The organism is Paracoccaceae bacterium (assembly GCA_019454225.1).
Taxonomy (GTDB): domain Bacteria; phylum Pseudomonadota; class Alphaproteobacteria; order Rhodobacterales; family Rhodobacteraceae.
Genome location: CP075370.1, coordinates 3,545,652 through 3,566,807 on the forward strand (window position 1 = coordinate 3,545,652; position 21,156 = coordinate 3,566,807).

A 21,156-nucleotide genomic window follows, 5' to 3' on the forward strand; every position below is an offset into this window, starting at 1 on the left:
GCCGCGTCATTCCCCGCTGACAAGATATCCGCCCGTGGTGCATTGCGAGGGCGACGATACCAGGCCATGGCCGAACACCTCGTCAAAACCGGCATCGCCCAGGTCACGGGCACAGGCGACCATGCCCGTCACCACCTCGGCCACCGGCGCGTCCGGCCTGCGCAGCCGTTCCACCGCAAGCGCCGCCGTGACGAAGGGCGCGGCGTAGGACGTTCCCGAACGCAGCCGCCCGCCCGAGATCGAGGCCGCCGTCCACAGGTTCACGCCAGGTGCGGCCAGCGTGACATAGGGGCCGCGGTTGCCCTGCCGATAGGGGCGCAAGGCGCCGTCGACCGCTGTAACGGCGATCACCTCGGGCCAGGCGGCAGGATAGCCCGGGGGCGCGCCGGGGCCACCGTTGCCCGCCGCCGCGACCAGCCCGATACCGGCCCCGCCGGCATCCTGCACCAGTTGGCGCAGCACCGCGTTGTCCGGCCCCGAAAAGGACATGTTGATCACCGAAACCCGCGCGTCGATCAGCGTCTCGACCGCCTGCGCAAGGCTGAAGGCATCGGCCGCGTCGCCACCCGCCCCCACATGGAACGCCTCGACCGCAACCAGTTCCGCAAGCGGCAGAAGCCCCGGAACCCGGCTGTCCATCCGGCCCACCAGCTGCGCCGCGATGGCCGTGCCGTGCTGGCGCCCGGCCGCATCCAGATCGGTCAGCGGGATCTGATGCACGGTGATGCGCTGCCCGTTCAGCGCATCGTGGTTCACGTTCACGCCGGTGTCGATCATGCCGATCCGTGGTGCCCAGGCCGAGGGCCAGCCCGCCCAGCCGATCATCGCATGCGCGGCACAGTCGCCATCGCGACACAGCAATTCATCGGGGCGGTAGAGGTGGTTCTCGTCCGCCAGACTACCCGGCAGCAGCGCCTGCACCTCGGCCCGGGCATCGGCGGGGCTGCGCCCGGGCGGCAGTCCCAGCCGCAGGACAGACGCGCCCCGCAGCGGTCCCTGCCCGGTCGCGATCACCCGGTATCCGGCTGACAGGATGACGGCCGGGTCCCCGCCTGCCGGCAGGATCACCACGATTTCGGGCGGGCGCGGGGGGGCGGACCGGGGGGCAGGCGGCTGGCTGCGACCGGCGGCGCGCCGGTTGCGACGGGCGTCGTCGCCACGTCCGGCACGATCCCGGTCACCAAACGACGAACGATCATCATCGTCGTCGTCATCATCGTCATCGTCGCCGTCATCATCGTCACCGTCGTCGTCATCGTCCGCGCGCACGGGGCCGGCCAGGGCAGCCAGCGGCAGGCCCAGGGCGGTCGCCCCGAGGCGACGCAGCAGGGTGCGGCGGCGGCGGTCGGCGGGGGGGGCATCGTCGCTGTCGTCTTTCGTCATCGGCCAGTCCTGTCCAGGCGCACATCCGGGCTATAACGCAGTCACACTTGGGTCTATTCCGGCCCCGGTCCAAGAAAATCTCCGGCATCGGCCGGGAATAGGCGCTGCACCGCAAACGTTGTCCCCGCAGATCACCAGAACCGAGGACCGTCCGTGTCTGATGCCATCAAGACCGAAATGATCCAGATGCTGCCCCGCCTGCGGGCCTTTGCCCGCAGCCTGGCCCGGTCGCAGGACCTCGCGGACGATCTGGTGCAACTGACCTGCGAAAAGGCGCTGCGGAACCTTGGCAGCTATGCGCCGGGCACGCGGCTCGACTCGTGGCTGTTCCGCATCATGCGGAACGCCTGGATCGACCAGACCCGGGCCCGCCGCGATACCACGCCGCTCGACGGTGTCGAGGACGGGTTCGAGCCGATGGGCGACGACGGGCGCGTCGTCACGGAAAACCGCCTGCATCTGGCGCAGGTCCGTCGCGCCATCGACGCCCTGCCCGAGGAACAGCGCGCGGTCATGCTGCTCGTCTGTGTCGAGGGCATGCGCTATCGCGAGGCGGCCGAGGCGCTTGGCATTCCCGACGGCACGGTGATGAGCAGGCTCAGCCGGGCACGCCTTTCCCTGGCCGCCGCACTTCAGGACATCCCCGCCCGGGACAGCACAGGAGCGACCCGCGCATGACCGACCCCCTTGCCCCCCCGACCACGCTTCCCATGGATGACGAAAGCACGATCATGCTGATGGCCCTTGCCGATGGTGAACTCTCGCCCGAAGACGCCGCCCCGCTGCTGGCCCGGGTCGCCGCCGATCCCGCGCTGGCCGACCGTTTCGCGATGTTCGTGGCCACCCGCGCCATGGCGCGCGAGGCGCTTGAGGCGGGCCCGGTTCCCGACCGTCTGGTTCAGGCGGTACTGGCCGCGCCGGTCGGGGCCGAGGTCATCCCCCTGCGGCCGCGCCCCGCCGCCCGCCTGATCCCGATGGCGCTTGCCGCCTCGCTGGCGCTTGCGGTCGGGATCGGCGGCTTCCTTGCCGGCAGGACCGCTGCGCCGGGGATGGCCGGTGGGGACCCCGCCGAACGCGCGGCAACGGCGCTTGCCGCGCTGCCCACGGGCAGCGAGGGCGTGTTCGATGGCGGAACGGCGCGTGTCCTTGGCAGCTATGGCACCGATCTGGGCCTGTGCCGGTTGCTGGACCTGTCCATCGACGACGGCCGATCGGAACGCGCCGTGGTCTGCCGGGGCGATGACGGATGGGCCGTCGCGCTTGCCGTGACATCGGGCGCGGCGGAAAGCTTCGTGCCCGCCTCCGAGACGGCGGTGGAACTGGTGGACGGGCTGCTTGACCGGATCGGCGCGGGCGCCGCACTGGACCCCGTGGCCGAGGCCGCCGCACTGGCCGAGTAGAATTCAGGCGGCGTGGGCCCCCGCGGCCAGCGCCGCCACGCCCGCCAGCACCTCGTCCACCGGGCGGCGCGCCCCGATGTCGCGCACGATGGCCGATCCCACGACGCAGCCGTCCGCGATTCCGGCGATGGCCCTTGCCGCCTCGGGCGTGGTGATGCCGAAGCCCACGATGACCGGCAGGTCGGTCGCGGCCTTGATGCGCGCGACCTCGGGGCCGACGTCTGCGGCCTGCGCAGCCGCGGCCCCCGTGATCCCGGTGATCGAGACGTAATAGACAAAGCCCGAGGTGTTCTGCAGCACCTTCGGCAGCCGCTTGTCATCCGTCGTCGGCGTCGCCAGACGGATGAAGTTGAGCCCCGCCGCCTGCGCGGGCAGGCAAAGCTCGGAATCCTCCTCGGGCGGCAGGTCCACCACGATCAGCCCGTCGATCCCGGCCTCCGTGGCGTCGGCCAGGAACCGCTCCACCCCCCGCGAGTAGATCGGGTTGTAGTAGCCCATCATCACGATCGGCGTGACGGCATCCCCGGCGCGGAAGTCCCGCACCATCTGCAGCGTGCGGTCCAGCGTCTGCCCGCCGTCAAGGGCGCGCTGCCCGGCCAGCTGGATCGTCGGACCATCGGCCATCGGATCGGTAAAGGGCATGCCGAGCTCGATGATGTCCGCCCCCGCGGCAGGCAGACCCCTCATCACCGCAAGCGAGGTTTCCGCATCGGGATCCCCCGCCATGATATAGGCGACAAATGCCTTGCGACCTTGCGCGCGCAGCCGGGCGAAGGTGTCGTCGATGCGGGTCATTCGGGTCTCCCTGTCCTCGGCTCCGGGGTGCGACGGCGGGCGCGAAAAGTCAACCGTCGCGCCGGATCAGGTAGCGCACCGCCTTGTCCGGGCCAAAGACCATGCGGCCCATCTCGGCAAAGCCCAGCCTGGCATGGAATGCGTCCGATGCCGGATTGGGCGGCACGGTGTTCACCTCGCAGCACAGCGGCCCCAGGCCCGCCGCGCGGGCGTGGTCCGCATAGGCGGCATAGAGCATGCGCGCCACCCCCCTGCCCTGCGCCTGCGGCGCCACAACCACCCGATCCACATAGGAAAATCGGGGCAGACGTTCGGCGAACCAGCGGTAGTTCGGGCTGTCGTAATCCGATCCTGCCGCCATGCCGATCAGAAAACCAAGGGCACCGCCCTGCCCGTCCGTCACCGCGACCGCCATCGCCGACCATCCGACAAGCTGCGCCAGACGGTCCCGGTCGAGCGGCGAGGTCAGATCCTCGACCCCGGCATTCAGCGCCAGAACCGACCGCAGCAGCGGCTCCGGCGCCGCACGCAGGTCGGCCAGAGCCGTCACAGGTCGCCCGGCCCGCCGGGCGTGGAGATCAGCCAGTGCGTCCCGAACCGGTCGCGCAGCATCCCGAATCCCTCGGCCCAGACCGTCGGCCCGTAGGGCATGATGGCGAAACCGCCGTCGAGCAGCAGGTCGAACAGGTGCTGGCCCGCCGCGGCATCCGGCACCCGCCACGTGACCACCACCCCCTGCTGCGGCATCGCGGGCACGCCGTCGGGAAGGTCCATGCCCAGCAGCCGCGCCCCGTCCAGAACGAGTTCGGCCTGGATCACCCGGTCCGAGGCCGGCAGGCCGGCACCCTCGGACACCTCGAAGTATCGGGTAAGCGAAAGCTCTGCCTGGAAAATCCGGGCGTAGAACGCCATCGCATCGGCACAGGTGCCGTCGAACTGGAGAAGCGGAACGAAAGCCATCGCGCGGGATCCGTCTGGGTCGGTGCCAGCTTAGGGCGGCCCGACCCGACGGACAACCTTGAACCCGCGCCCTTGCGCCCCTAGAAGCGGGCGCGTCAACGCCGGGGGATGCCATGGGCTTTCGAATGGGAATCGTGGGTCTGCCGAACGTCGGGAAATCGACGCTTTTCAACGCCCTGACCCGCACCGCGGCCGCCCAGGCCGCGAATTTTCCGTTCTGCACCATCGAACCGAATGTCGGCGAGGTGGCGGTGCCCGACGCCCGGCTGGAAAGGCTCGCGGCGATTGCCCAGTCGCGGCAGGTGATCCCGACCCGCATGACCTTCGTCGACATCGCGGGCCTGGTGCGCGGCGCGTCGAAGGGAGAAGGCCTTGGAAATCAGTTCCTTGCCAATATCCGCGAATGCGACGCCATCGCCCATGTGCTGCGCTGCTTCGAGGATGGCGACATCACCCATGTCGAGGGCCGGATCGATCCCGTGGCCGATGCCGAGACGATCGAGACCGAGTTGATGCTGGCCGACCTGGAGTCGATCACCCGCCGCCGCGCGAACCTGGCGCGCAAGATCAAGGGCAGCGACAAGGAGGCGGCCGATCAGGACCGCCTGCTGGCGATCGCCGAGGCGGCGCTGAACGCAGGCCGCCCGGCCCGCACCGTCGCGGTGGCCGAGGATGACCGGCGCGCCTGGCGGATGCTGCAGCTGCTGACTGCGAAACCCGTTCTATATGTCTGCAATGTCGAGGAAAATTCCGCGGCAACCGGCAATGCGCAAGCGGACCGCGTGGCCGCGATGGCCGCCGCCCAGGGTGCCGGATCGGTGGTGATCTCGGCCCGGATCGAGGAGGAACTGGCGCAACTGCCAGCCGACGAGGCCGCGATGTTCCTTGCGGAGATGGGCCTGGCCGAGCCCGGCTTGGACCGGCTGATCCGCGCCGGCTACACCCTTCTGGGATTGCAGACCTATTTCACCGTCGGGCCGAAGGAGGCCCGGGCCTGGACGATCCCGAAGGGCACCCTGGCGCCGCAGGCGGCAGGTGTCATCCATGGCGATTTCGAGCGCGGCTTCATCCGGGCCGAGACCGTGGCCTATGAGGACTACATCGCCGGGAACGGCGAGGCCGGCGCCAAGGAGGCCGGCAGGTTCCGGGTCGAGGGCAAGACCTACGAGGTCAGGGACGGCGACGTGCTGCATTTCCTGTTCTCGGGCTGACCCTGCATCGCAACTCCTTGCGAACGCTGGATTCATGACATGCCGGGCAGCGCGGCGCCGGTCGGGTTCGCGTCTGGCGGGCGTCTGGTCCGCGTCTGGCATCCGTCCCGACAGCCCGTTCGCGGCGGCGCGTTAACCTGCAACGGCGAATCAGCCACCCGACCCTGCGCCCGGGGCGGGGCGACCCGGTCCGGCCCGCCGACACGCGCCGCAGGCAGGCCGCGCGAGGCGGCCGACCGCGCCATCCCCCGGCCAGCGGCGGCGGGCCACCCCCGGCACCCTCGCCCGGCCCCGAGCGGCGGCGACCGCATCGCCCGACCTCGATCGTCCTGGCACGGGGCCCACATCCCCCTTGCTCCCGCCCGCCTTCCCCCCTAAACCGGCGGACGGAGACGTGGCCGAGTGGTCGAAGGCACACCCCTGCTAAGGGTGCAGACGGGAAACCGTCTCGAGGGTTCGAATCCCTTCGTCTCCGCCATATGCCCCCGCGAAAGCGTTCTCCCGATCCGGCTGCGGCCGGATTTTTCCGTTGTTTTCGAGGGTTATGCGGGTGGGGCTGAGTACTGGACTCTGCACCGGGAGGCCCGGAAGCGGTCTCTCGGGGCCGATGTTCTCTGGACCTCATGACTGTGCGAGTTTGGTGAATAGGTTGTAAAGTATTGCAGAATAACAGCTGTCAGGAACCCAAAATTGGACTTGGATCTGAGTGGCGTCTGCACGTCTTGGGTCTGTGGTCGAACCTTCGCCGTTCGCCTTGGAGATTTGGTTTGAACGGCGCGAAGGGCGGATTCCAGGCATTCGCTGCGACGACCAAGTTTCTGCCGTCGGTAAAGCTAGCAGACATTCAGAACTTAGGGCGACTGTGGAGCGATTTCAGCGGCCCAGCCCGTCACTTCCCGTTCGAGATTGCTGGTCAGGAACGTACCTTCGAAGCTCGGTCCCGATAATTCCGAACGCCTCTGCAACTCTATGTATCAATTGTTCGGCTTGCTTTATCAGCGGAGCTGAGCGATCTACACCGACTCTTTCATAGCAATCACTCACATCCGAACTGGACAGGTGCGCATCCGCACCCCGCAGATCATAAGCCCCAAATAAAGGGCTCATTCGTCTGTATGCGTAGTCCTCATCTGTGTACTTGGCCAACAGTTTTTGGAGCAGCTTGAGTGTGCCTTGATCTGACCTACCTTCTCCCAGTGCTTCTATCAGGCTCTTCTTATTGATCCTCTCGATTGAGATCTTTACCAAATCCTTCGCAAGGGATCGTAAACCGCTCTCATCGGTGCACGGAATCTGTGAATTCTGAAAGACAGTCCCTCCACTTCATGGTGGTCTCTGAAAAGAGTGACATTAAACCTTTCTTGGAAGACTTGACCGATCCAGCCGAGGGCATGGTGGATCAGGAACTCGGGGGACTTGGTCGAGGCGGGTTCGCAAGCCATTTGCGCCTGCATGAGTTCAGCGGATACTCCTCCATCTGGCCGACAATTGTGCGCCCCCCAAATTCTCCGCTCCCAAAGCGGTCGGCGTGCGACGTCATATGCGTAGGCGTTGATGAGGCCGAGTTTGTTGACACCGAAGTGTAGCAACCAATCGGGTGAAGGGGAAACACCGCCCGTATCGTGTGTATACCAACGCATCATTGCGCCCCGGCGCGACAGAACGTCATTTATCACTTCCGGTTTGAACCACAGGTACTTCCCCACTTCCTCTCGGTTGAGGGTCTTCAGATCAACTCTTCCTCCACCACCATCGAGTTGGACCATGATAGCCTCATCCGGCTCTCCATAGCCAATCCGCCAAGACATTTCGGCGGGCTCGATCCACTCGCCGCGCCACATCTCGCCAGTTACAAGAAAGCGTCCACCTTCACCCCCGCGAACCCCCTTTGTAGTTTCCGTCTTGGTCGTGACGTTGCCCCCTCCACCTGCAATACCGAAACTGGCAAGGTGTGCGCGAGAACACCACTTCGGACGACCATTGCTAAAGTGCCGGGATCAAGGACCTGAAGTCTGGCAGCGTCTGCGCCTTCCCTGCTGATCGAAAGCTCACTATCGTCTATGTATAAGTCGTTTCCGAAATCTTTAGGGCTGACCCAAAGGCTTTCAGGTTTCCAGTATTCACGAACAGATGTAGTCGGCGTGCCCCCGCTCTTCATGGAGATAGCGAGTTCACCTAGGGTCACCTTTGGGAAGGCAAAACGCTGCCGCGCAAAGGACTGGGCTTGGGTAAAGCCAGCGTCTAGCCTAGGAGGCAGGTCCCCCCGTTTCACCGCAAAGCAGACAGCCTGCCCGGCGGGAACGGGGGTTAGACGAAAAAAGGCGTCGGGTCCCGCTGGAATGCTGCGTATTGGCCAAGAAGGCCGCTGCCCGGCGTGACGTTGCGGTGCCGTTCCGTCCAAGCGCCGGGCTTCTTCCCTTCGCCGGGCTTCCAGTCATAAACCACCCGCCAATCGAACAGGTCGCTGCGATGCCGTTCGATCCGCTCCACTTCGGGCGTCTCGCTTAACACCTCGATCTGGTAGGTGTTCCGCCCGGCGGCGTCGTAGCCGATGTTCTCGGCCATCGCCATGAAGATGGGTTCGTCATCGCTGACTGAGCCGACGACAACGATCTCCTTGCCCTGGCGCTTGGTGATCGAGAAGGGGCGTTTTTCAAGGAAGACAACGCTGGACTTCACGCCCGCGCCGAAATGGGCAAAGGCGAACTGCGGCAGCGACACCACGGCCAGAACCTTGAAGCGTTCTAACAGCCAGTCGCGGACCCCTTGCAAGCTGGCGTTGGTCAACAGGCCATCTGGCAGCACGACCGCCGCCTGACCACCGGGTTTCAGAAGCTGCCAGATGCGTTCGACATAGATGATCTCTGTCTTGACGCTGGCCCGCTGCTTGATCGACTTCTTGCCTGAACTGGGGCTGCGGGCGTCATCGTCCTCATCCTCGCCCGCCGTGCCCTTGGCGACGTAGCGGGAGAGTTCGTAACTGCTCAGGTAAGTGTGCAATTCCTCTTTCACCACGGCCCCGAAAGGCGGGTTTGTCGGGATTTTCGAGAAGCCCTTGCTCTCGTCGCGCCGCCCGGTGATCCGGTCGATCCCCATGATCCGGGCAAAGGTTTCGTTGCGATCCGCGATCACCGTCAGGGGTTCAAGGGCGTCGTTGCCGATGACGTTGGTGTGGCCGTCATCGTGGACGATCATATTCATCTTGGCGACGCGGGCGATCTCTTCGTTGATCTCGATCCCGAACAGACGTTTTTCCGCAAAGTCGTGCCAGTAATTGAAATGTTGCGGGCTGTCTTCGGGGTAAAAGTCGCTGGCCTGTTTGCGGATATGGTCAAGCGCATGCAGCAGGAAGCCGCCCGAGCCACAAGCTGGGTCCATGACGGTGTCATCGCTTTCGATGTTCAGCATCTGGATCGAGAAGGCGATGATGTTGCGCGGCGTGAAATACTGGCCGAAGTCGCCCTTGAAGAAGCCGTCCATGAACTGCTCGAACGCGACCCCCTTAGTATCCAGGTCGGTCGCGGTGAGGTTCACGCCTTCAAGGTGCAGAACGACGTTCTTCAAGGTCACGTCGTCGATCTTGATCCCCTCGTTGAAAACTTCGGGGTCCTTCTTCTGCTCGGCCTCATAGAGCGCCCGGATACGCCCGGCGAGGCGTTCAGGTTTCTCGTTAGTTTTGATCTGGAACTCGTAGGGCTCGCCCTTTCGGCGCGGCTTCTTCTCGTCGCGGGTCTTGACAAAGATGAGCTTGCAAAGCTCACCGAACGCTGTCGGCGGCGAAAGACGGCCACCACCCCAAAGGGTCTGGTGGCACTTACGAATGGTCTTGATCAGGTCATCGCGCCCAACAGCCGAGATGTCGGGTTTGGGAGGTGCGGCGAAGTAGTACTTGAACTCCTCAGGCTTGCCGAACTTCACGGGAAGGTCGGCAACGATATTCGCTTCACGTTCCAGAGCGCCGAAGTTGTCCGAGCAATCGTAGAAAGCACGCGTCTGACCAGCGATGACGCCGATGTATTCGGCGCGGAACTTGTGGGCATGACCGTTTCCAAAAGCCTGCTCGATGGCCTGCTTCAATTCGGTGTCGGTCACACCATCGCGCTTGCACTCGATCACCGCAAAAGGACGAGTTTGCGCCTTATCTCGAAAAACTACTATGTCCGCCCGATCATATGGGACACGGTCGGGGACTGTGACCTCGACACCAAGCAATTCAGGATCATAGCCGTAGCGGTATATCAGTTCGGCGTAATAAGCGGCGCGAACTTTTTCCTCTGGATCGCTCCATTTCTCGGCCACGTTGCACGTGACATATCGAACCTTTTCAGATTTTCCGGCGGCAATGAGCTGGAGATGTCCATCAGCGAACGCACGCGATAGCCAATCTTGATCCGAACTACGCTGCATTTTCGTTCTCACTTTCAACGGGTCAAGTCTGAGGCCACTTTCCCTTTTTCTTTCATGTCTTTGCATGTGGAACAAGGGCTCTGCACCCTGTTCATCGCTGCGGCCCCTGCAAGCATCACGCGTCACCTACTCCCCCACCACCCTGAGCCTCGGCTTCAGCATCTCGCCCACGGCGTTCACCCCAGCGCGCAAGGGGGCGTCGATAAGGTGGGCGTAGCGCTGAGTGGTGCCGATCTGGGTGTGGCCGAGGAGGCGGCCGATCATTTCCAGCGAGGCGCCGCCAGAGACCAACAAGGACGCGAAGGTGTGGCGCAGGTCGTGGATGCGGACGTCGGGGATCTGCGCGACCTTCTGCATCTTGGGCCAGAAGCGCTTGGGATCACCGACGGGCTGGTCGGGCACGTCGCCGGGGAAGAGGAAGGGACAACCCTTGGGCACGATCTCCCGGCGGAGCCGGATCAGGGCGACGGCCTCATGCGAGATCGGCACGCGGTGAATGCGGCGCTGCTTGGTGTAGGCAGCCTGCTTGGTCCAGATCGCCAGATCGAGGTTGAACTGGTCAAAGGTCGCCGTCCTGACCTCCCCTAGCCGGGCGCCGGTCAGCATGCAGAGGCGAATGATGCTGGCGGCCCGCTGGTCCTCGTCGACGGCCAGGGCGTTGGCTAGTCGTTCGATTTCCTCGAAGGACAGGAACCGGTCACGGGCGATCTCGGGGCGGCGGCGGAACCCGAAGGCCGGGTTGTCGGTGCGCATTTTCCACAGCATGGCGAGATTGAACATCTTGCGAAGCATTTCCCCAGCCCGGTTGGCCCGCACCGGCGTGGGCTTCGGCGGAGCGAGCTTCTTGCGCCGCTTCTGGGTAGGCTTCTTCTTGGACGGCCGCGCCCGCCCTGCGGCGATCTTGGTCAGCAGGCGATCGACGTCGGTGGGCGTGATGTCGGCCACCTTGCGGTTCTTCCATTCCGGCAGAACCAGCTTTTCTAGCATGCTCTTCTGATCCGAGGCATTGGTCGGGGCCAGCTTCGGCAGATGTTCCTCAATGAAACGCTCGGCGAGTTCCTTGACTGTCGGCGCGCCGCGGGCGGCCTTACGGGTATCAAGCGGGTCCTCGCCTCGGTCGATTTCGCGGATCAGTCGCTTGGCTTCATCCCGGGCAGCCGTGACCGACCATGTCGGCCAGACGCCGATGGTGAAGCGCTTTTGCTGACCCGCGATCCGGTAGATCAGCACGAAGCCCTTGCGGCCTGTGGTGTAGACACAGAGCCCGAAGCCCGGGGTATCCTCATCGAAAAGGACGTACTTCCGGCTGCCGATTTCCGCAGCCTTTACAACGCGTTCAGAGAGTTTTGCCTTCATGCGACGCTCCTTTCACCCGCAGTCAGCGACGACCCGCGGCGCGGAGCAATGTCTCATTCGGGCCAAACCGGCGCAGAGGCGGAAAAAACACCCCAGCAGGATCGGTGTTTCTTTGATCCAATCTACTTGGGGAGATGGGATCCTTGCAGTCTATCAATCAAGCAGGCCAAAGCCAACTGCCAGAACGCCAACAACCAATCCAAGAAACAAGAAGGGATGCTCATGGACATCAGAGAAAAGAACCAAGCGCGAGTTCAACTTGGTGGCCAGTATACAACCCCTAGCGGCGAAGCTCACCAACAGGATCAGAATCTTAACGCCAAAATAAAATACGGCGGAAATAAGGCCGAGAAGGAAAGGCGAAGCCAGAACCAGAAAATCTTCACCCAACGCCAAAAATCTAGAAAAAATCACCAAGACAATAAGGAAAGTTCCAATTGTAAGAACTGCATCAAGAGCCAAACCAACTATAGGATGATGACGAAACACTGGCCTCTGAAAGATAAACTTGGTAACAAGGAAGTTAACATAGTCTGCCGGGAGCCCCACGGCGCCAACTGCAAGAAAAACCCCAAAAATATATGCGATTGAGTTGTCGAACATGACAGATACAAATGCGGCGCTCTGACCAAGCGACATGTTTCCGCTTACGACTGGAAGAAAGAGCGTCAAAAGAACCCAAAGAAGCACATTGCTCACTACTGAGAATGCGTACAACCGAATGAGTTTTGGCCTATATCCATCTAAGAACATCGCAACAACGGAGTCAGACAGATTGAGCTCGAGCCCCGAAAGATTGAAATTATGAAATCCAAAAATAAAGCATGCGATATCGTTCTTCTGCTTCTTTGGAACAATAGAGTCAAGTATAGCGAAAGATCCTACAATGCTTGAGAAAAAGAAGCACCACTCCCAGAACATTCTGCAGCCTCGTCTGCCTCAAGGATACATATAGTAAGTTGAGGCTACTCACTAGTGGCTTGCCATGCAACGTTAAAGTAAGAGCACTATTTGAAGGTCCCATTTCCATAACTCAAACTATCGCCGATCAAGCCGGTTGGAGGGCCCGTTTCGCCGGTTGAACTACGGTCCAGCGTGACCGGCGTAAATCCCTTTTCCTTTCCGCCGGTTTCCGCCTCTTCGCCGGTCCCTGCCCCGTGCTTGCCTCTCCTGGCCGATGACCAGCCCCGATCCCCGGGGCGGCGGCGCGAGAAGAAACCCATTGATACCAATCCCTTGAAAGACGCGGGCGCCGATCCGGCACTGCTCGATGGCTGGCTTGACCGGGCCGAGCTGGCCCGGCAACTGGCCCTCTCTGTCGACACGTTGCAACGCTGGGAGACCCGGCGCGTTGGGCCGCCCTGCGTCCGCGTCGGCCGCAAGGTGCTCTATCGCAAGGAGGCCGTCCGCGACTGGCTGCGTGATCAGGAAGTTCGAAAAACCGGCCAGCACAAGGCCGTGGCCGGGCGGCGCTGAGATGGGGGCACCGATGAGCAAGATCACCCCCGAGGGCCGGTTCCCGGTCTCTGCCCTGATCACCGAAGCCCAGCGCGAACTTGACCTGCGGCGCCAGTTCTACTGGGCCCGGGTTCGGGCCGGAAAGATGCGTCAGGACGACGCGCATCTGCGGATCGCGCTGATGGAGGCGATCGTGAAGCGGCTGACGGTGACGGCCGCGCTATGAGCCATCGTGCCACCAACTGGGCGATCCAGCAGCGCGGGCTGGCGCCTGCGACCAAGCTCGTCCTCTGGCATCTCTGCGACCGGCACAACCCGGATTACGGGTGCTTTCCGTCGCAGGACGAGTTGGCGGCCGATGCCGAAATCTCGCGTGCCAGCCTCAACACCCACCTCGACAAGCTGGAACGGGCCGGACTGATCCGCCGCGAACGGCGCCTCGACGACGACACGAAACGCCAGCGGACGACCCGGTACTTCCTCGGCTTCGAGGAGGGTTTCGCCCTCAAGCCATGTCCAGATTCTGGACATGGGTCGACCCCAGAGCCGTGTCCAGATTTCGCGAAAAGCCGTGTCCAGAATCTGGACACTAACCCTGTAAGTAAAGAACCAGTAATTACTACCGCGCGTGACGCGGGCGCGACGCGCGAGGCCCGGGCTGAGGCTTCGACCGAGGATGACGGCCCCGATCTGGACGCGGCCGAGGCTGCCTGCCTTGCCGCCTGCGGTGAAGGGATGGCACCGGCAGCGCGGGCGGCAATCACCGCAACCACGGCGACGATCGGCGCATGGCTGAAGGCGGGCTACGACCTCGAACTGGACGTCCTGCCGGTGATCGCCGAACGGACGGCCAAAGCCCGAGGCAGCCCGATCCGGACGTGGGAGTATTTCTCCCAGGCGATCGCGGCGCGCCATGCCCGGCGGTTGGCACAGGCGGCACGGTCGCAAGGGGCTGGGGAAGCTGGCGCTGGCCCTGCCGTTGCCCCTGGCGGCCCACCCGCGGAGTCCGGCACCCCGGGCGGCATTCCCGAACACCTGATGCGCCTCGCCGCCTGGATCAACTCCGGCAGCTACGTGCCCCCCAGCGCCTTCACCAACACCACCCGCGACGCCCTGCTGAGGGCGGGCCTTGTCACCGAGGCCACCCTGCGCGCCCGCCAAATCTACTAGCCCCGCCCCCTACCCCGAAGGAGCCCCCCATTGCGCCTGACGCCCCGCGAAATCGAGGATCGCCTCGAGGAAGCCGCCTACACCCTGAGGAACCTGCCCGAGAAGGATCGCCCCCGCGGCTACGGCAATTCCTGGCCGCCGGTGGTGCATGATGCCAAGCATGCCTACGGCTACACACCCGAACGGCCGATGCGGGTGATCCCCAGCGCCGCTGCCATCAGCCGGATGGAGGAATGCTTCGACTGGCTGCTGATGCTGCACCCTGAGGACGCCCGGATCGTCTGGCTCCGGGCCGAGGGTGCTCGCTGGCGGCAGGTCTGCATCCGCGCCGGGGTGGTGCGATCGACCGCCTGGCGGCGTTGGGTGGCCGCCCTTCTCACCATCTCGAAGAAGCTGGAAAAGCTCGACAAATCAAAGGCCAAAGGCAAGGGCGCAAAACCCCTCACCGCAACCACCCGCACAACGCCGCGCGAAAGCGGCGCGGAAGCCGACGACAACCGGCCCGATCCGTCGAACTTCGGGCGCGACACTTTCCCGGGTTTTGACGCATAAAGAGGGCAAGATGGCGAAGGGTGTCGGAAGCGCGAAGCTTCGGCCCCAACCCCGTCACCCCTGCTCCCGCCGCCGCTCCCGGCAGGCCCCCCGCGTTAGGTTCTCCCGGAAGGGAGACCTATGCGGGGGGCCTAGGCGCGTCTATCCGCCAGTGACAGAACAAAAATCTGGGTCCGCGCCTTGGGTGCGCGCTCTGGGTGCGCGGGTGCGCACCTGAGGCCGCACCGCCCGGCCGCCCTTCCCCGAAAGGCCCCGCCTCGTGCTTCAGATAGACATGCTTCCGGTTGACCGGCTGGTTCCCTACATCCGCAATGCCCGCATCGGAGGCGGCGTTGATGGCAGGCACGCAGGTTCGTGTCGGTCATTCGCAGAGCAGGGCATTGATGTCCTTGATCCGCAGGATAAGCACCATCGGGTCCACGGGGGATGGTTCAAAGCCCGCGCCTACGTAGAACGCCTTCGCCCGGTCGTTCAGAGCGTGGACGAGCATGGCGCCAACCCCGACCTCGCGCGCCGCAGCGGCAACCCGCAGGACGGCGTCGCGGAGAAGCGCGCGGCCAAGGCCGTTGCCCTGTTCGCGGACATCGACTGCCAAACGCCCCAGCACAATGACCGGCACCGGATCGGGCATGTTCTGGCGCAGCTTGCGGGGGCTGAGGTCGTGACTGACCGATCCGGCCGCCAAGGCGTAGAACCCCACAACCCGATCGGTGCGGCACAGGACGTAGGTCCGCGAGGCGCCAGAGGCCTGATTGGCTCGCGCCTTTCGCCTGATCCAGGCATCAAGCGTTGGGGCTCCAGACGCGAATGCTTCAACGTCGTGATGATCGGCCAGAGGGACGGGAGCCTGCAGCGTGCCGTCGGTCATTTGTCCCAAGGCGCCGGAGTCGCGATCAGGCGGCGCAACCGGTCATTCGGCGCGGGCGGTGCGTCAAGCGCAGCAACGAAATCGGCGAATTGTGTCGCGTCCAGCCGGAACGCCTGCCGGTCCAGCAAAGCGTCCTCGGCGGCCTGCCTGCTTGCGTCCATCATGAACTCGGACCGGTTCTTGCCGAGGCTGGCGGCAGCGCGGTCAATCAGGTCCCTGTCCCGCGGCGTGACCCGCAGGTTGATCAGCGACCGGCGCTGCGCTTCGTCTTGGGGCGTTACTGCGACCATGGTTCTGCTCTCCACTTACAGAACCAATGTAAAGACAAACGCTTTACAGATCAACCTGCCGCCGTATGGAGCGATCCGGCGCAGAGCGGGTGGGTCACGGAGGGCTTTCGAACACGAGTTCGGACAGGACCACCTCCCATTCATCGCGGCGAAGCAGCTGGTTATATTCCTTGTCCCCATCCTCACGCCGCCAGTTGAGGATAGCCGCGACCTCGCCGCGCAGGAAGGTGGTGCCCTCGGGCGGGGCAAAGGCGCGGGAGAGCCGGGCAAGGGTCTGGCCCTGGACGTTCTCGATCCGCCAGCGGTCGCCGTCGCGGGTCAGGTGGACGGAGTCGCCAAGGCGTGCGGCGGCGATGGCGAGCAGCGACGGATCACCCGGCCGCAGACGCCCGGCAAAGGACAGGTCCACCAGTTTCGGATCGGGCGGCACATAGCGCAGGCGGGCGCGCGGCAGGGCGGCAGCGTCGGGGGTGACGCGGCGGGGCAGGACAGCATCACCGGGCTGCACGAAGGCGTGGGGTCCGTCGGTCAGCACGGTCAGCGTGGACCTCGCCCGCGTCATCGCGACATAGAACAGGCGGCGCGGGGCGTCGGCATCCTCACCGCGCGACGGGCGATCCCAGCCGCCGTTCAGGATCGCGACATGGTCGAATTCCAGCCCCTTGGCGCGGTGGGCGGACATCAGCAACAGCCCGCGCTGTTCGCCCCGCACATCCCGCGCCCATTCGCCGAACCACTGCACGATGTCGGGCACCGGGGCGGCCTTTTCCACCAGTTCGCGTGCGAGGGTGCCAATGCCTTCGCCGATCAGGTCGGTCCAGCGCGATTGCGGTTGGGCGTTCAGGATACCGACCAGATCAGGGATGGTCAGCAACCGGGTCCGATCCGCCAGCAGGGCGCGGACAAATCCCTGCATCTCGCGCATGCGCCACAAGGTGAGCGGCTTTTCGTTGGCCATGTCGATCGGAATGCCCAGCGCCTCGGCATAGGCGCGCACGGGTTCCAGCCGCCGCCAATCGCGGGCGATCACGGCGCATCGACGCCAGGACCAATCCGGGTCCAGCAGTGACAGGCGCAGCAGTTCGTCCAGCGCCGCCACCGCTTGCACAGCATCACCCCCGGCATCCAGCAGCGTGACCCGACCCTGCGCCACCGGGTCCAGCGCCGCCCAGTCGCCCCCTGGCGCAGCCTTGGCACGGGCGCGGTTCACGGTGATGTCGTGGCCCGCCTTCATGCGCTGGGCCGCCGGGCCGATCACGGCATTGGCCGCTGCGACAATGTGGGCGGAGGAGCGATAGTTCTCGATCAGCCAGACCGGCTTGGCAGCGTAATCCGCCTCAAACCGGCGGATGAAGTCGATGCTGGCCCCGGCAAAGGCATAGATGTTCTGATCGTCATCGCCGACAGCAAACAAGCTGATGCGCAGGTCATCCTCCAGTGACCGCCCCGCCACCGCACCGATCAGGGCGTATTCCTCGGGGCCGATATCCTGATACTCGTCCACCAGAAGCCAGCGGTAGCCTTGGATCAGCGTCTCGCGCAGCGCCTCGGCCTCGGCCTTGCCCAGCCCGTCCCCGCGCAGCAGGGCCACCGCCTGCATGACAATACCGTCGAAATCGCGCGGGCCGTCTTGGTCACCTGCAAAGCTTGCCCCCATCAGCCGCATCGCCAGCGCGTGGCAGGTCGAGACCGTCACCCCCGCAGCGTCATCTCCGATCAGTCGGCGCAGGCGTTCGCGGATCTCGGCGGCGGCATGGCGGTTGTAGGTCAGCACCAGAATGCCGCGCGGGTCTTCACGTTTCACACGGATCAGGTAAGCGATGCGATGCACCAGCACCCGCGTCTTACCCGATCCCGGCCCGGCCAGCACCAGCACGTTGGTCTGTTCGCGATCATCGCGGACGATTTCGGCCTGGGCGGGGTTGTCCAGCGCATCGACAATTGCGTGCCAGGATGTGCCGGTGGTCTGCCGCCGGATTTCCGTACCGCGCCCGGGCAGCCAGCGGCGCAAAAAGGCATCGCGGTCCAGCACAAAGTAATCCTCGGAGAGGCGCTGGGCCTGATCCATCGCCTCCAGGCCCTTCTCGGCATAGGCGGCCATCACATGGGTCTGGATTGTCGTCTCGCTGTAATGCTCTTCGAGGGGCGCGAAGTGCTGCACAGAGAATGGCCCGCCCTTAGGGTTCAGGTGCACAGTGATTGCCGGGCGGAACACCGTCAGGCCCCGGCCAAGCGTGGCCACCTGCTGTTCGTGCAGCCACAAGAGCGCACGGTCCATCAGGCGGTTCATGTCCTTGACCTCGGCCCTGAGCAGCGCGTCGCCGTTCAGCGCATCCAGCATCGCGCCAAGGGTGGTTTCCACCTGAATGTCCTTGCCGCGTGTCCCCTTCGCGACCTTGCCTGTCAGATGCCCAAGAAGTGCCTGCGCGCCCTGCCGCCGCAGTTCAGCCGTACGGGCGGCGACAGGCCATGACCGCTCCAGCCGCACGAAAATCGTGTTGCGGCTGACCTTGCGCAGGGTCAGGTTGCCCCTGCCGCCATCCTGATCACGCCCATCTTGGGCCATGCCACGCAGGATGGTTTCCATCAGATCGGGGCGCACCTGCACATGACCCTTGTCGCGCAAGGCCTGGCACGTCTCGGTCAGGTTCAAGGGTTGCGCCTCGGCTCCTTCGGCATCCGGCACCGCCTCTTGCATCAGGGCAATCAGGTCAGCCTCCATCCGGCCTGCGTGATCCAGACGGCGGGCCGAGGCATCCTCTACACCCAGATGCACATAAACCGTGATGCCCGTGTCGTTGCTGGCGATGCCCAGCGCCTCCAGATCGGCAAAGGCCCGGTGCAACTCGCGCCCTGACAAGCCGCAAGCGCCCGTTAGGTCATCTGTCGAAACTCCGGCATCGACGGGCGCATTCATCACATGGCGCACAAGGTCCATCAGTTGCGTGCGCCTGACACCGGTGATCTGCGCCTTTTCCAAAATCGCCGCCGCCTCATCCACCGACCGGATGCGCAGCGATGACGGGAACACCTGCACCCGGTTCTCCTCGCGGGAAAGCAGCGTCGCTTCCTCCAGCCAGGCCACGGCGGTTTTCACGCGGGTGTCGTCGGTGGTCTTGTCGCGCTCGAACTCCTGATCCTTTTCCTCGCGCACGATCTCGCCCGGCGTGGCAACCACTTCGCCCGACTTGTGCTTTTCCATCCGCCTCAACGCCTTCAGGATCGCGCCGATCTCATGCCGGGCCAGACGCGAGCGCGCCGACAGCGAGAATTGCCGCTCCACATCCTCGGGGCTGAACAGCAGCACACAATTGGCGGGCGCGCGATCCCGACCGGCGCGCCCTGCCTCTTGCAGGTAGTTTTCCAAGGAGCCCGGAATGTCGCCATGAACGACCAGCCGGATATCGGGCTTGTCGATCCCCATGCCAAAAGCGTTGGTCGCGGCGATCACCCGCAACTGGCCGGTGCGAAACGCCTCTTGCACATCGCGCTTTCGGTCAGGCGGCAGACCCGCGTGGAAGAAATCCGCCGCCAACCCCTGCCCTTTAAGGAACTCCGCTACCCTTTCCGTCGCCCCACGGGTTGCACAATAGACCACAGCCCCCGAGGCGCCTTCGGGCGGAAGGTTCGCCTCGATTGCCGACAGGATGTCGGTCAGCTTGGTCGCCTTCTGCGTGGGCAGCACAGCGAAGGACAGGTTGGTGCGCACCGCGCCCCCATCCAGTAGCATCAGGTCCACCCCAAGGCGCGTCTGGAAGTGGTCGCGGATGTCGCGCACCACTTCCGGCTTGGCCGTGGCGGTCAGGCACAGGACGGGCGCTGGGCTATCGCCTGAGAATTCCCTGATAAAACGGCTGACGTAGCGGTAGTCGGGCCGGAAATCGTGGCCCCATTTGCTGACGCAATGCGCCTCGTCCAGCACCCAAAGCCCGACCTCGCGTTGTTGCAGCACCGTACGGATCGACGGTGACCGCAACTGTTCGGGCGAGATCAGCAGCATCGCCGCATCGCCCATCCGCACCTTTTCCAGCGCGTCATGACGTTCCGGCAGCGACAGCATGCCGTTCACCGTGACCGCCGCCGATATCCCCGCTCGCGCCAGCCCCTGCACCTGATCGGCCATCAGCGCCACCAAAGGCGAGATCACCACCGTCAGCGCCCCGGTCTTGTCGAACCGTGACAGCGCCGGGATCTGATAGCAGACTGATTTGCCCGTACCGGTGGGCAGGATGCCAAGCACCGATTTGCCCGCCATCGCCTCGGCCACGATGCGTTCCTGCAAGGGACGGCCCATGTCATCGACGGGTTGTGGGCGGAACGAAGGAAAGCCGAACCACCGTTCCAGCGCTGCATTCGGGTTGTTCTTCTCGGCGCACCAGCCGCAGGCAGGATCGCCGCAATTGGTGTCACGCAGGTGCCGAACGATCCGTCCGGCCTGCGGGAACTGCATCCGCACCCAAGGCGGCATCACCGAGTCCCCGCCCGCCACCGAAATCCACGACAGCGCATAGGCCATCGGCCAGCCGTTGCGCGGATCGGACAGGCGGCCGAGGGTCTGCTCCAGCCGATGATCGCAGGCCCGGCCGTTCAGCAAGCGACGGATGGCGGCATGGGCTGCGGCCTCACCGGGCGCAGGGCAGCGCAGGAACTGGAACAGGTCATCGAACCCGGCCGAGACTTCGCCCCGCGTGGTCAGATGATGATAGGCCAAAAGGGCATCCGGCGCCTCCTGCCCCAGCCGCGTGAAGGCCGCGATCTGATCGGCCAGCACCTGCAACGCCAGCCGCGCATCCTGTTCGGGGTCATTCACGTGACCGACCTGCAGCCGCCCATCGTGATAATGCTTGACCAGATGGTGATAGGGATTGCGCGGAAAGGCCAAGGGGTTCAGCCAAAGCGTGTCGATGGCGGCCGCCCCCAGCCCCGCCAGCCGCGCCCGGTTGGCCACCAGATGCGGCAGGTCATGGCGCAGGATGTTGTGACCCACCAGATGCGCCGCCCCGTCGCAAAGCGCCTCCAGCCGGTCCAGCGCGGGGTCAAGCGCGGCCCCCTTGTGAACCAGCGCCGCCTCACCCCTTACCGCCGCAAACGCGAAAAGCCGCGCAGACTTCGGATCGACCTCCAGATCAATAGAGACGCAGCGCGACAGGAAAGAGGAGGCGTCAGGGGTCAAACTGGGGCTTCTGGTGCTAAACTTTAGATCAACTGATTGATAACCTTGCTACTCATGGATGCAAGGAAGGGTTTCGGGCGCACCCCGGCTTGCACCTCAGCGGCGTCGGCCGCGCCCTCTCACCGCGGCAGGT

At 64.6% G+C, this 21,156-nt stretch carries 18 protein-coding genes and 1 tRNA gene; 8 read left to right on the forward strand and 11 right to left on the reverse strand.

Annotation, left to right across the window (positions count from 1 at the left end; genetic code table 11):
• Positions 1 to 6 precede the first annotated feature (6 nt).
• A complete protein-coding gene (locus KF887_16865; GenBank protein ID QYK41042.1) occupies positions 7 to 1,383 on the reverse strand; it encodes a S8 family serine peptidase in 1,377 nt (458 codons plus the stop codon).
• 177 nt (positions 1,384 to 1,560) lie between these two features.
• On the opposite strand from KF887_16865, the gene KF887_16870 reads away from it, so the two are divergent.
• Entirely contained in the window at positions 1,561 to 2,061 is a 501-nt protein-coding gene (locus KF887_16870) for an RNA polymerase sigma factor (protein QYK43625.1), read from the forward strand.
• Positions 2,058 to 2,783, forward strand: a complete 726-nt coding sequence (locus KF887_16875; GenBank protein ID QYK41043.1) for a hypothetical protein — start codon at positions 2,058 to 2,060, stop codon at positions 2,781 to 2,783. Before KF887_16870 ends, KF887_16875 begins: the two co-directional genes overlap by 4 nt.
• A gap of 3 nt (positions 2,784 to 2,786) precedes the next feature.
• Here the strand turns inward: KF887_16875 and trpA are convergent, their stop codons facing one another.
• From trpA to KF887_16890, 3 genes are read right to left on the reverse strand one after another with little or no spacing between them, the layout of a single operon-like run.
• Positions 2,787 to 3,578, reverse strand: a complete 792-nt coding sequence (gene trpA / locus KF887_16880; GenBank protein QYK41044.1) for a tryptophan synthase subunit alpha — start codon at positions 3,576 to 3,578, stop codon at positions 2,787 to 2,789.
• A 49-nt stretch (positions 3,579 to 3,627) separates the two neighbouring features.
• Entirely contained in the window at positions 3,628 to 4,128 is a 501-nt protein-coding gene (locus KF887_16885; GenBank protein ID QYK41045.1) for a GNAT family N-acetyltransferase, read from the reverse strand.
• The gene (locus tag KF887_16890) at positions 4,125 to 4,538 is read right to left on the reverse strand and encodes a VOC family protein (GenBank protein ID QYK41046.1); all 414 of its coding nucleotides are present in this window, start codon (positions 4,536 to 4,538) and stop codon (positions 4,125 to 4,127) included. Before KF887_16890 ends, KF887_16885 begins: the two co-directional genes overlap by 4 nt.
• A gap of 113 nt (positions 4,539 to 4,651) precedes the next feature.
• Here KF887_16890 and ychF point away from each other — a divergent pair, with 113 nt between their 5' ends.
• Positions 4,652 to 5,749, forward strand: a complete 1,098-nt coding sequence (gene ychF, locus KF887_16895; GenBank protein ID QYK41047.1) for a redox-regulated ATPase YchF — start codon at positions 4,652 to 4,654, stop codon at positions 5,747 to 5,749.
• A 388-nt stretch (positions 5,750 to 6,137) separates the two neighbouring features.
• Positions 6,138 to 6,227: transfer RNA gene (locus tag KF887_16900), tRNA-Ser, on the forward strand.
• A gap of 763 nt (positions 6,228 to 6,990) precedes the next feature.
• Here KF887_16900 and KF887_16905 read toward each other — a convergent pair.
• The 4 genes from KF887_16905 to KF887_16920 all read right to left on the reverse strand — a co-directional run bounded on the left by KF887_16905 (position 6,991) and on the right by KF887_16920 (position 12,433).
• Positions 6,991 to 7,515, reverse strand: a complete 525-nt coding sequence (locus KF887_16905) for a hypothetical protein (protein ID QYK41048.1) — start codon at positions 7,513 to 7,515, stop codon at positions 6,991 to 6,993.
• A gap of 541 nt (positions 7,516 to 8,056) precedes the next feature.
• The gene (locus tag KF887_16910) at positions 8,057 to 10,048 is read right to left on the reverse strand and encodes a restriction endonuclease subunit M (GenBank protein ID QYK41049.1); all 1,992 of its coding nucleotides are present in this window, start codon (positions 10,046 to 10,048) and stop codon (positions 8,057 to 8,059) included.
• A gap of 234 nt (positions 10,049 to 10,282) precedes the next feature.
• The gene (locus KF887_16915; GenBank protein QYK41050.1) at positions 10,283 to 11,512 is read right to left on the reverse strand and encodes a tyrosine-type recombinase/integrase; all 1,230 of its coding nucleotides are present in this window, start codon (positions 11,510 to 11,512) and stop codon (positions 10,283 to 10,285) included.
• A gap of 153 nt (positions 11,513 to 11,665) precedes the next feature.
• Positions 11,666 to 12,433 carry a hypothetical protein gene (locus tag KF887_16920; GenBank protein QYK41051.1) on the reverse strand — a complete coding sequence of 256 codons (768 nt, stop codon included), beginning with the start codon at positions 12,431 to 12,433 and terminating at the stop codon, positions 11,666 to 11,668.
• A 300-nt stretch (positions 12,434 to 12,733) separates the two neighbouring features.
• Between KF887_16920 and KF887_16925 the strand changes: the two genes are divergently transcribed.
• The 4 genes from KF887_16925 to KF887_16940 are packed head-to-tail and all read left to right on the forward strand — an operon-like array spanning position 12,734 to position 14,692.
• Positions 12,734 to 12,988: a helix-turn-helix domain-containing protein gene (locus KF887_16925; GenBank protein ID QYK43626.1), complete on the forward strand. Its 255-nt coding sequence runs from the start codon at positions 12,734 to 12,736 to the stop codon at positions 12,986 to 12,988.
• 13 nt (positions 12,989 to 13,001) lie between these two features.
• Positions 13,002 to 13,196, forward strand: a complete 195-nt coding sequence (locus tag KF887_16930; GenBank protein ID QYK41052.1) for a hypothetical protein — start codon at positions 13,002 to 13,004, stop codon at positions 13,194 to 13,196.
• The gene (locus tag KF887_16935) at positions 13,193 to 14,140 is read left to right on the forward strand and encodes a helix-turn-helix domain-containing protein (GenBank protein ID QYK41053.1); all 948 of its coding nucleotides are present in this window, start codon (positions 13,193 to 13,195) and stop codon (positions 14,138 to 14,140) included. Before KF887_16930 ends, KF887_16935 begins: the two co-directional genes overlap by 4 nt.
• Positions 14,141 to 14,170: 30 nt before the next feature.
• On the forward strand, positions 14,171 to 14,692 hold the full coding sequence (locus KF887_16940) for a hypothetical protein (protein QYK41054.1): 522 nt from the start codon (positions 14,171 to 14,173) through the stop codon (positions 14,690 to 14,692).
• A 361-nt stretch (positions 14,693 to 15,053) separates the two neighbouring features.
• Here KF887_16940 and KF887_16945 read toward each other — a convergent pair whose 3' ends face one another.
• The 3 genes from KF887_16945 to KF887_16955 all read right to left on the reverse strand — a co-directional run bounded on the left by KF887_16945 (position 15,054) and on the right by KF887_16955 (position 20,975).
• Positions 15,054 to 15,560 (reverse strand): GNAT family N-acetyltransferase, encoded by a 507-nt coding sequence (locus KF887_16945; GenBank protein QYK41055.1) that lies wholly within the window; start codon positions 15,558 to 15,560, stop codon positions 15,054 to 15,056.
• Positions 15,557 to 15,850: a DUF1778 domain-containing protein gene (locus tag KF887_16950; GenBank protein QYK41056.1), complete on the reverse strand. Its 294-nt coding sequence runs from the start codon at positions 15,848 to 15,850 to the stop codon at positions 15,557 to 15,559. Before KF887_16950 ends, KF887_16945 begins: the two co-directional genes overlap by 4 nt.
• Before the next feature lie 94 nt (positions 15,851 to 15,944).
• On the reverse strand, positions 15,945 to 20,975 hold the full coding sequence (locus KF887_16955) for a RecQ family ATP-dependent DNA helicase (protein QYK43627.1): 5,031 nt from the start codon (positions 20,973 to 20,975) through the stop codon (positions 15,945 to 15,947).
• Between the last annotated feature and the right edge of the window lie 181 nt (positions 20,976 to 21,156).

Bases quoted from the DNA above. Each gene is read 5' to 3' on its own strand.
- KF887_16920 (QYK41051.1), bottom strand. From the start codon at position 12,433: ATGTTCTGGGAGTGGTGCTTCTTTTTCTCAAGCATTGTAGGATCTTTC.
- KF887_16865 (QYK41042.1), bottom strand. From the start codon at position 1,383: ATGACGAAAGACGACAGCGACGATGCCCCCCCCGCCGACCGCCGCCGC.
- KF887_16935 (QYK41053.1), top strand. From the start codon at position 13,193: ATGAGCCATCGTGCCACCAACTGGGCGATCCAGCAGCGCGGGCTGGCG.
- KF887_16875 (QYK41043.1), top strand. From the start codon at position 2,058: ATGACCGACCCCCTTGCCCCCCCGACCACGCTTCCCATGGATGACGAA.
- KF887_16870 (QYK43625.1), top strand. From the start codon at position 1,561: ATGATCCAGATGCTGCCCCGCCTGCGGGCCTTTGCCCGCAGCCTGGCC.
- KF887_16930 (QYK41052.1), top strand. From the start codon at position 13,002: ATGAGCAAGATCACCCCCGAGGGCCGGTTCCCGGTCTCTGCCCTGATC.
- KF887_16905 (QYK41048.1), bottom strand. From the start codon at position 7,515: ATGGTCCAACTCGATGGTGGTGGAGGAAGAGTTGATCTGAAGACCCTC.
- KF887_16890 (QYK41046.1), bottom strand. From the start codon at position 4,538: ATGGCTTTCGTTCCGCTTCTCCAGTTCGACGGCACCTGTGCCGATGCG.
- KF887_16950 (QYK41056.1), bottom strand. From the start codon at position 15,850: ATGGTCGCAGTAACGCCCCAAGACGAAGCGCAGCGCCGGTCGCTGATC.
- ychF (QYK41047.1), top strand. From the start codon at position 4,652: ATGGGCTTTCGAATGGGAATCGTGGGTCTGCCGAACGTCGGGAAATCG.
- KF887_16915 (QYK41050.1), bottom strand. From the start codon at position 11,512: ATGAAGGCAAAACTCTCTGAACGCGTTGTAAAGGCTGCGGAAATCGGC.
- trpA (QYK41044.1), bottom strand. From the start codon at position 3,578: ATGACCCGCATCGACGACACCTTCGCCCGGCTGCGCGCGCAAGGTCGC.
- KF887_16945 (QYK41055.1), bottom strand. From the start codon at position 15,560: ATGACCGACGGCACGCTGCAGGCTCCCGTCCCTCTGGCCGATCATCAC.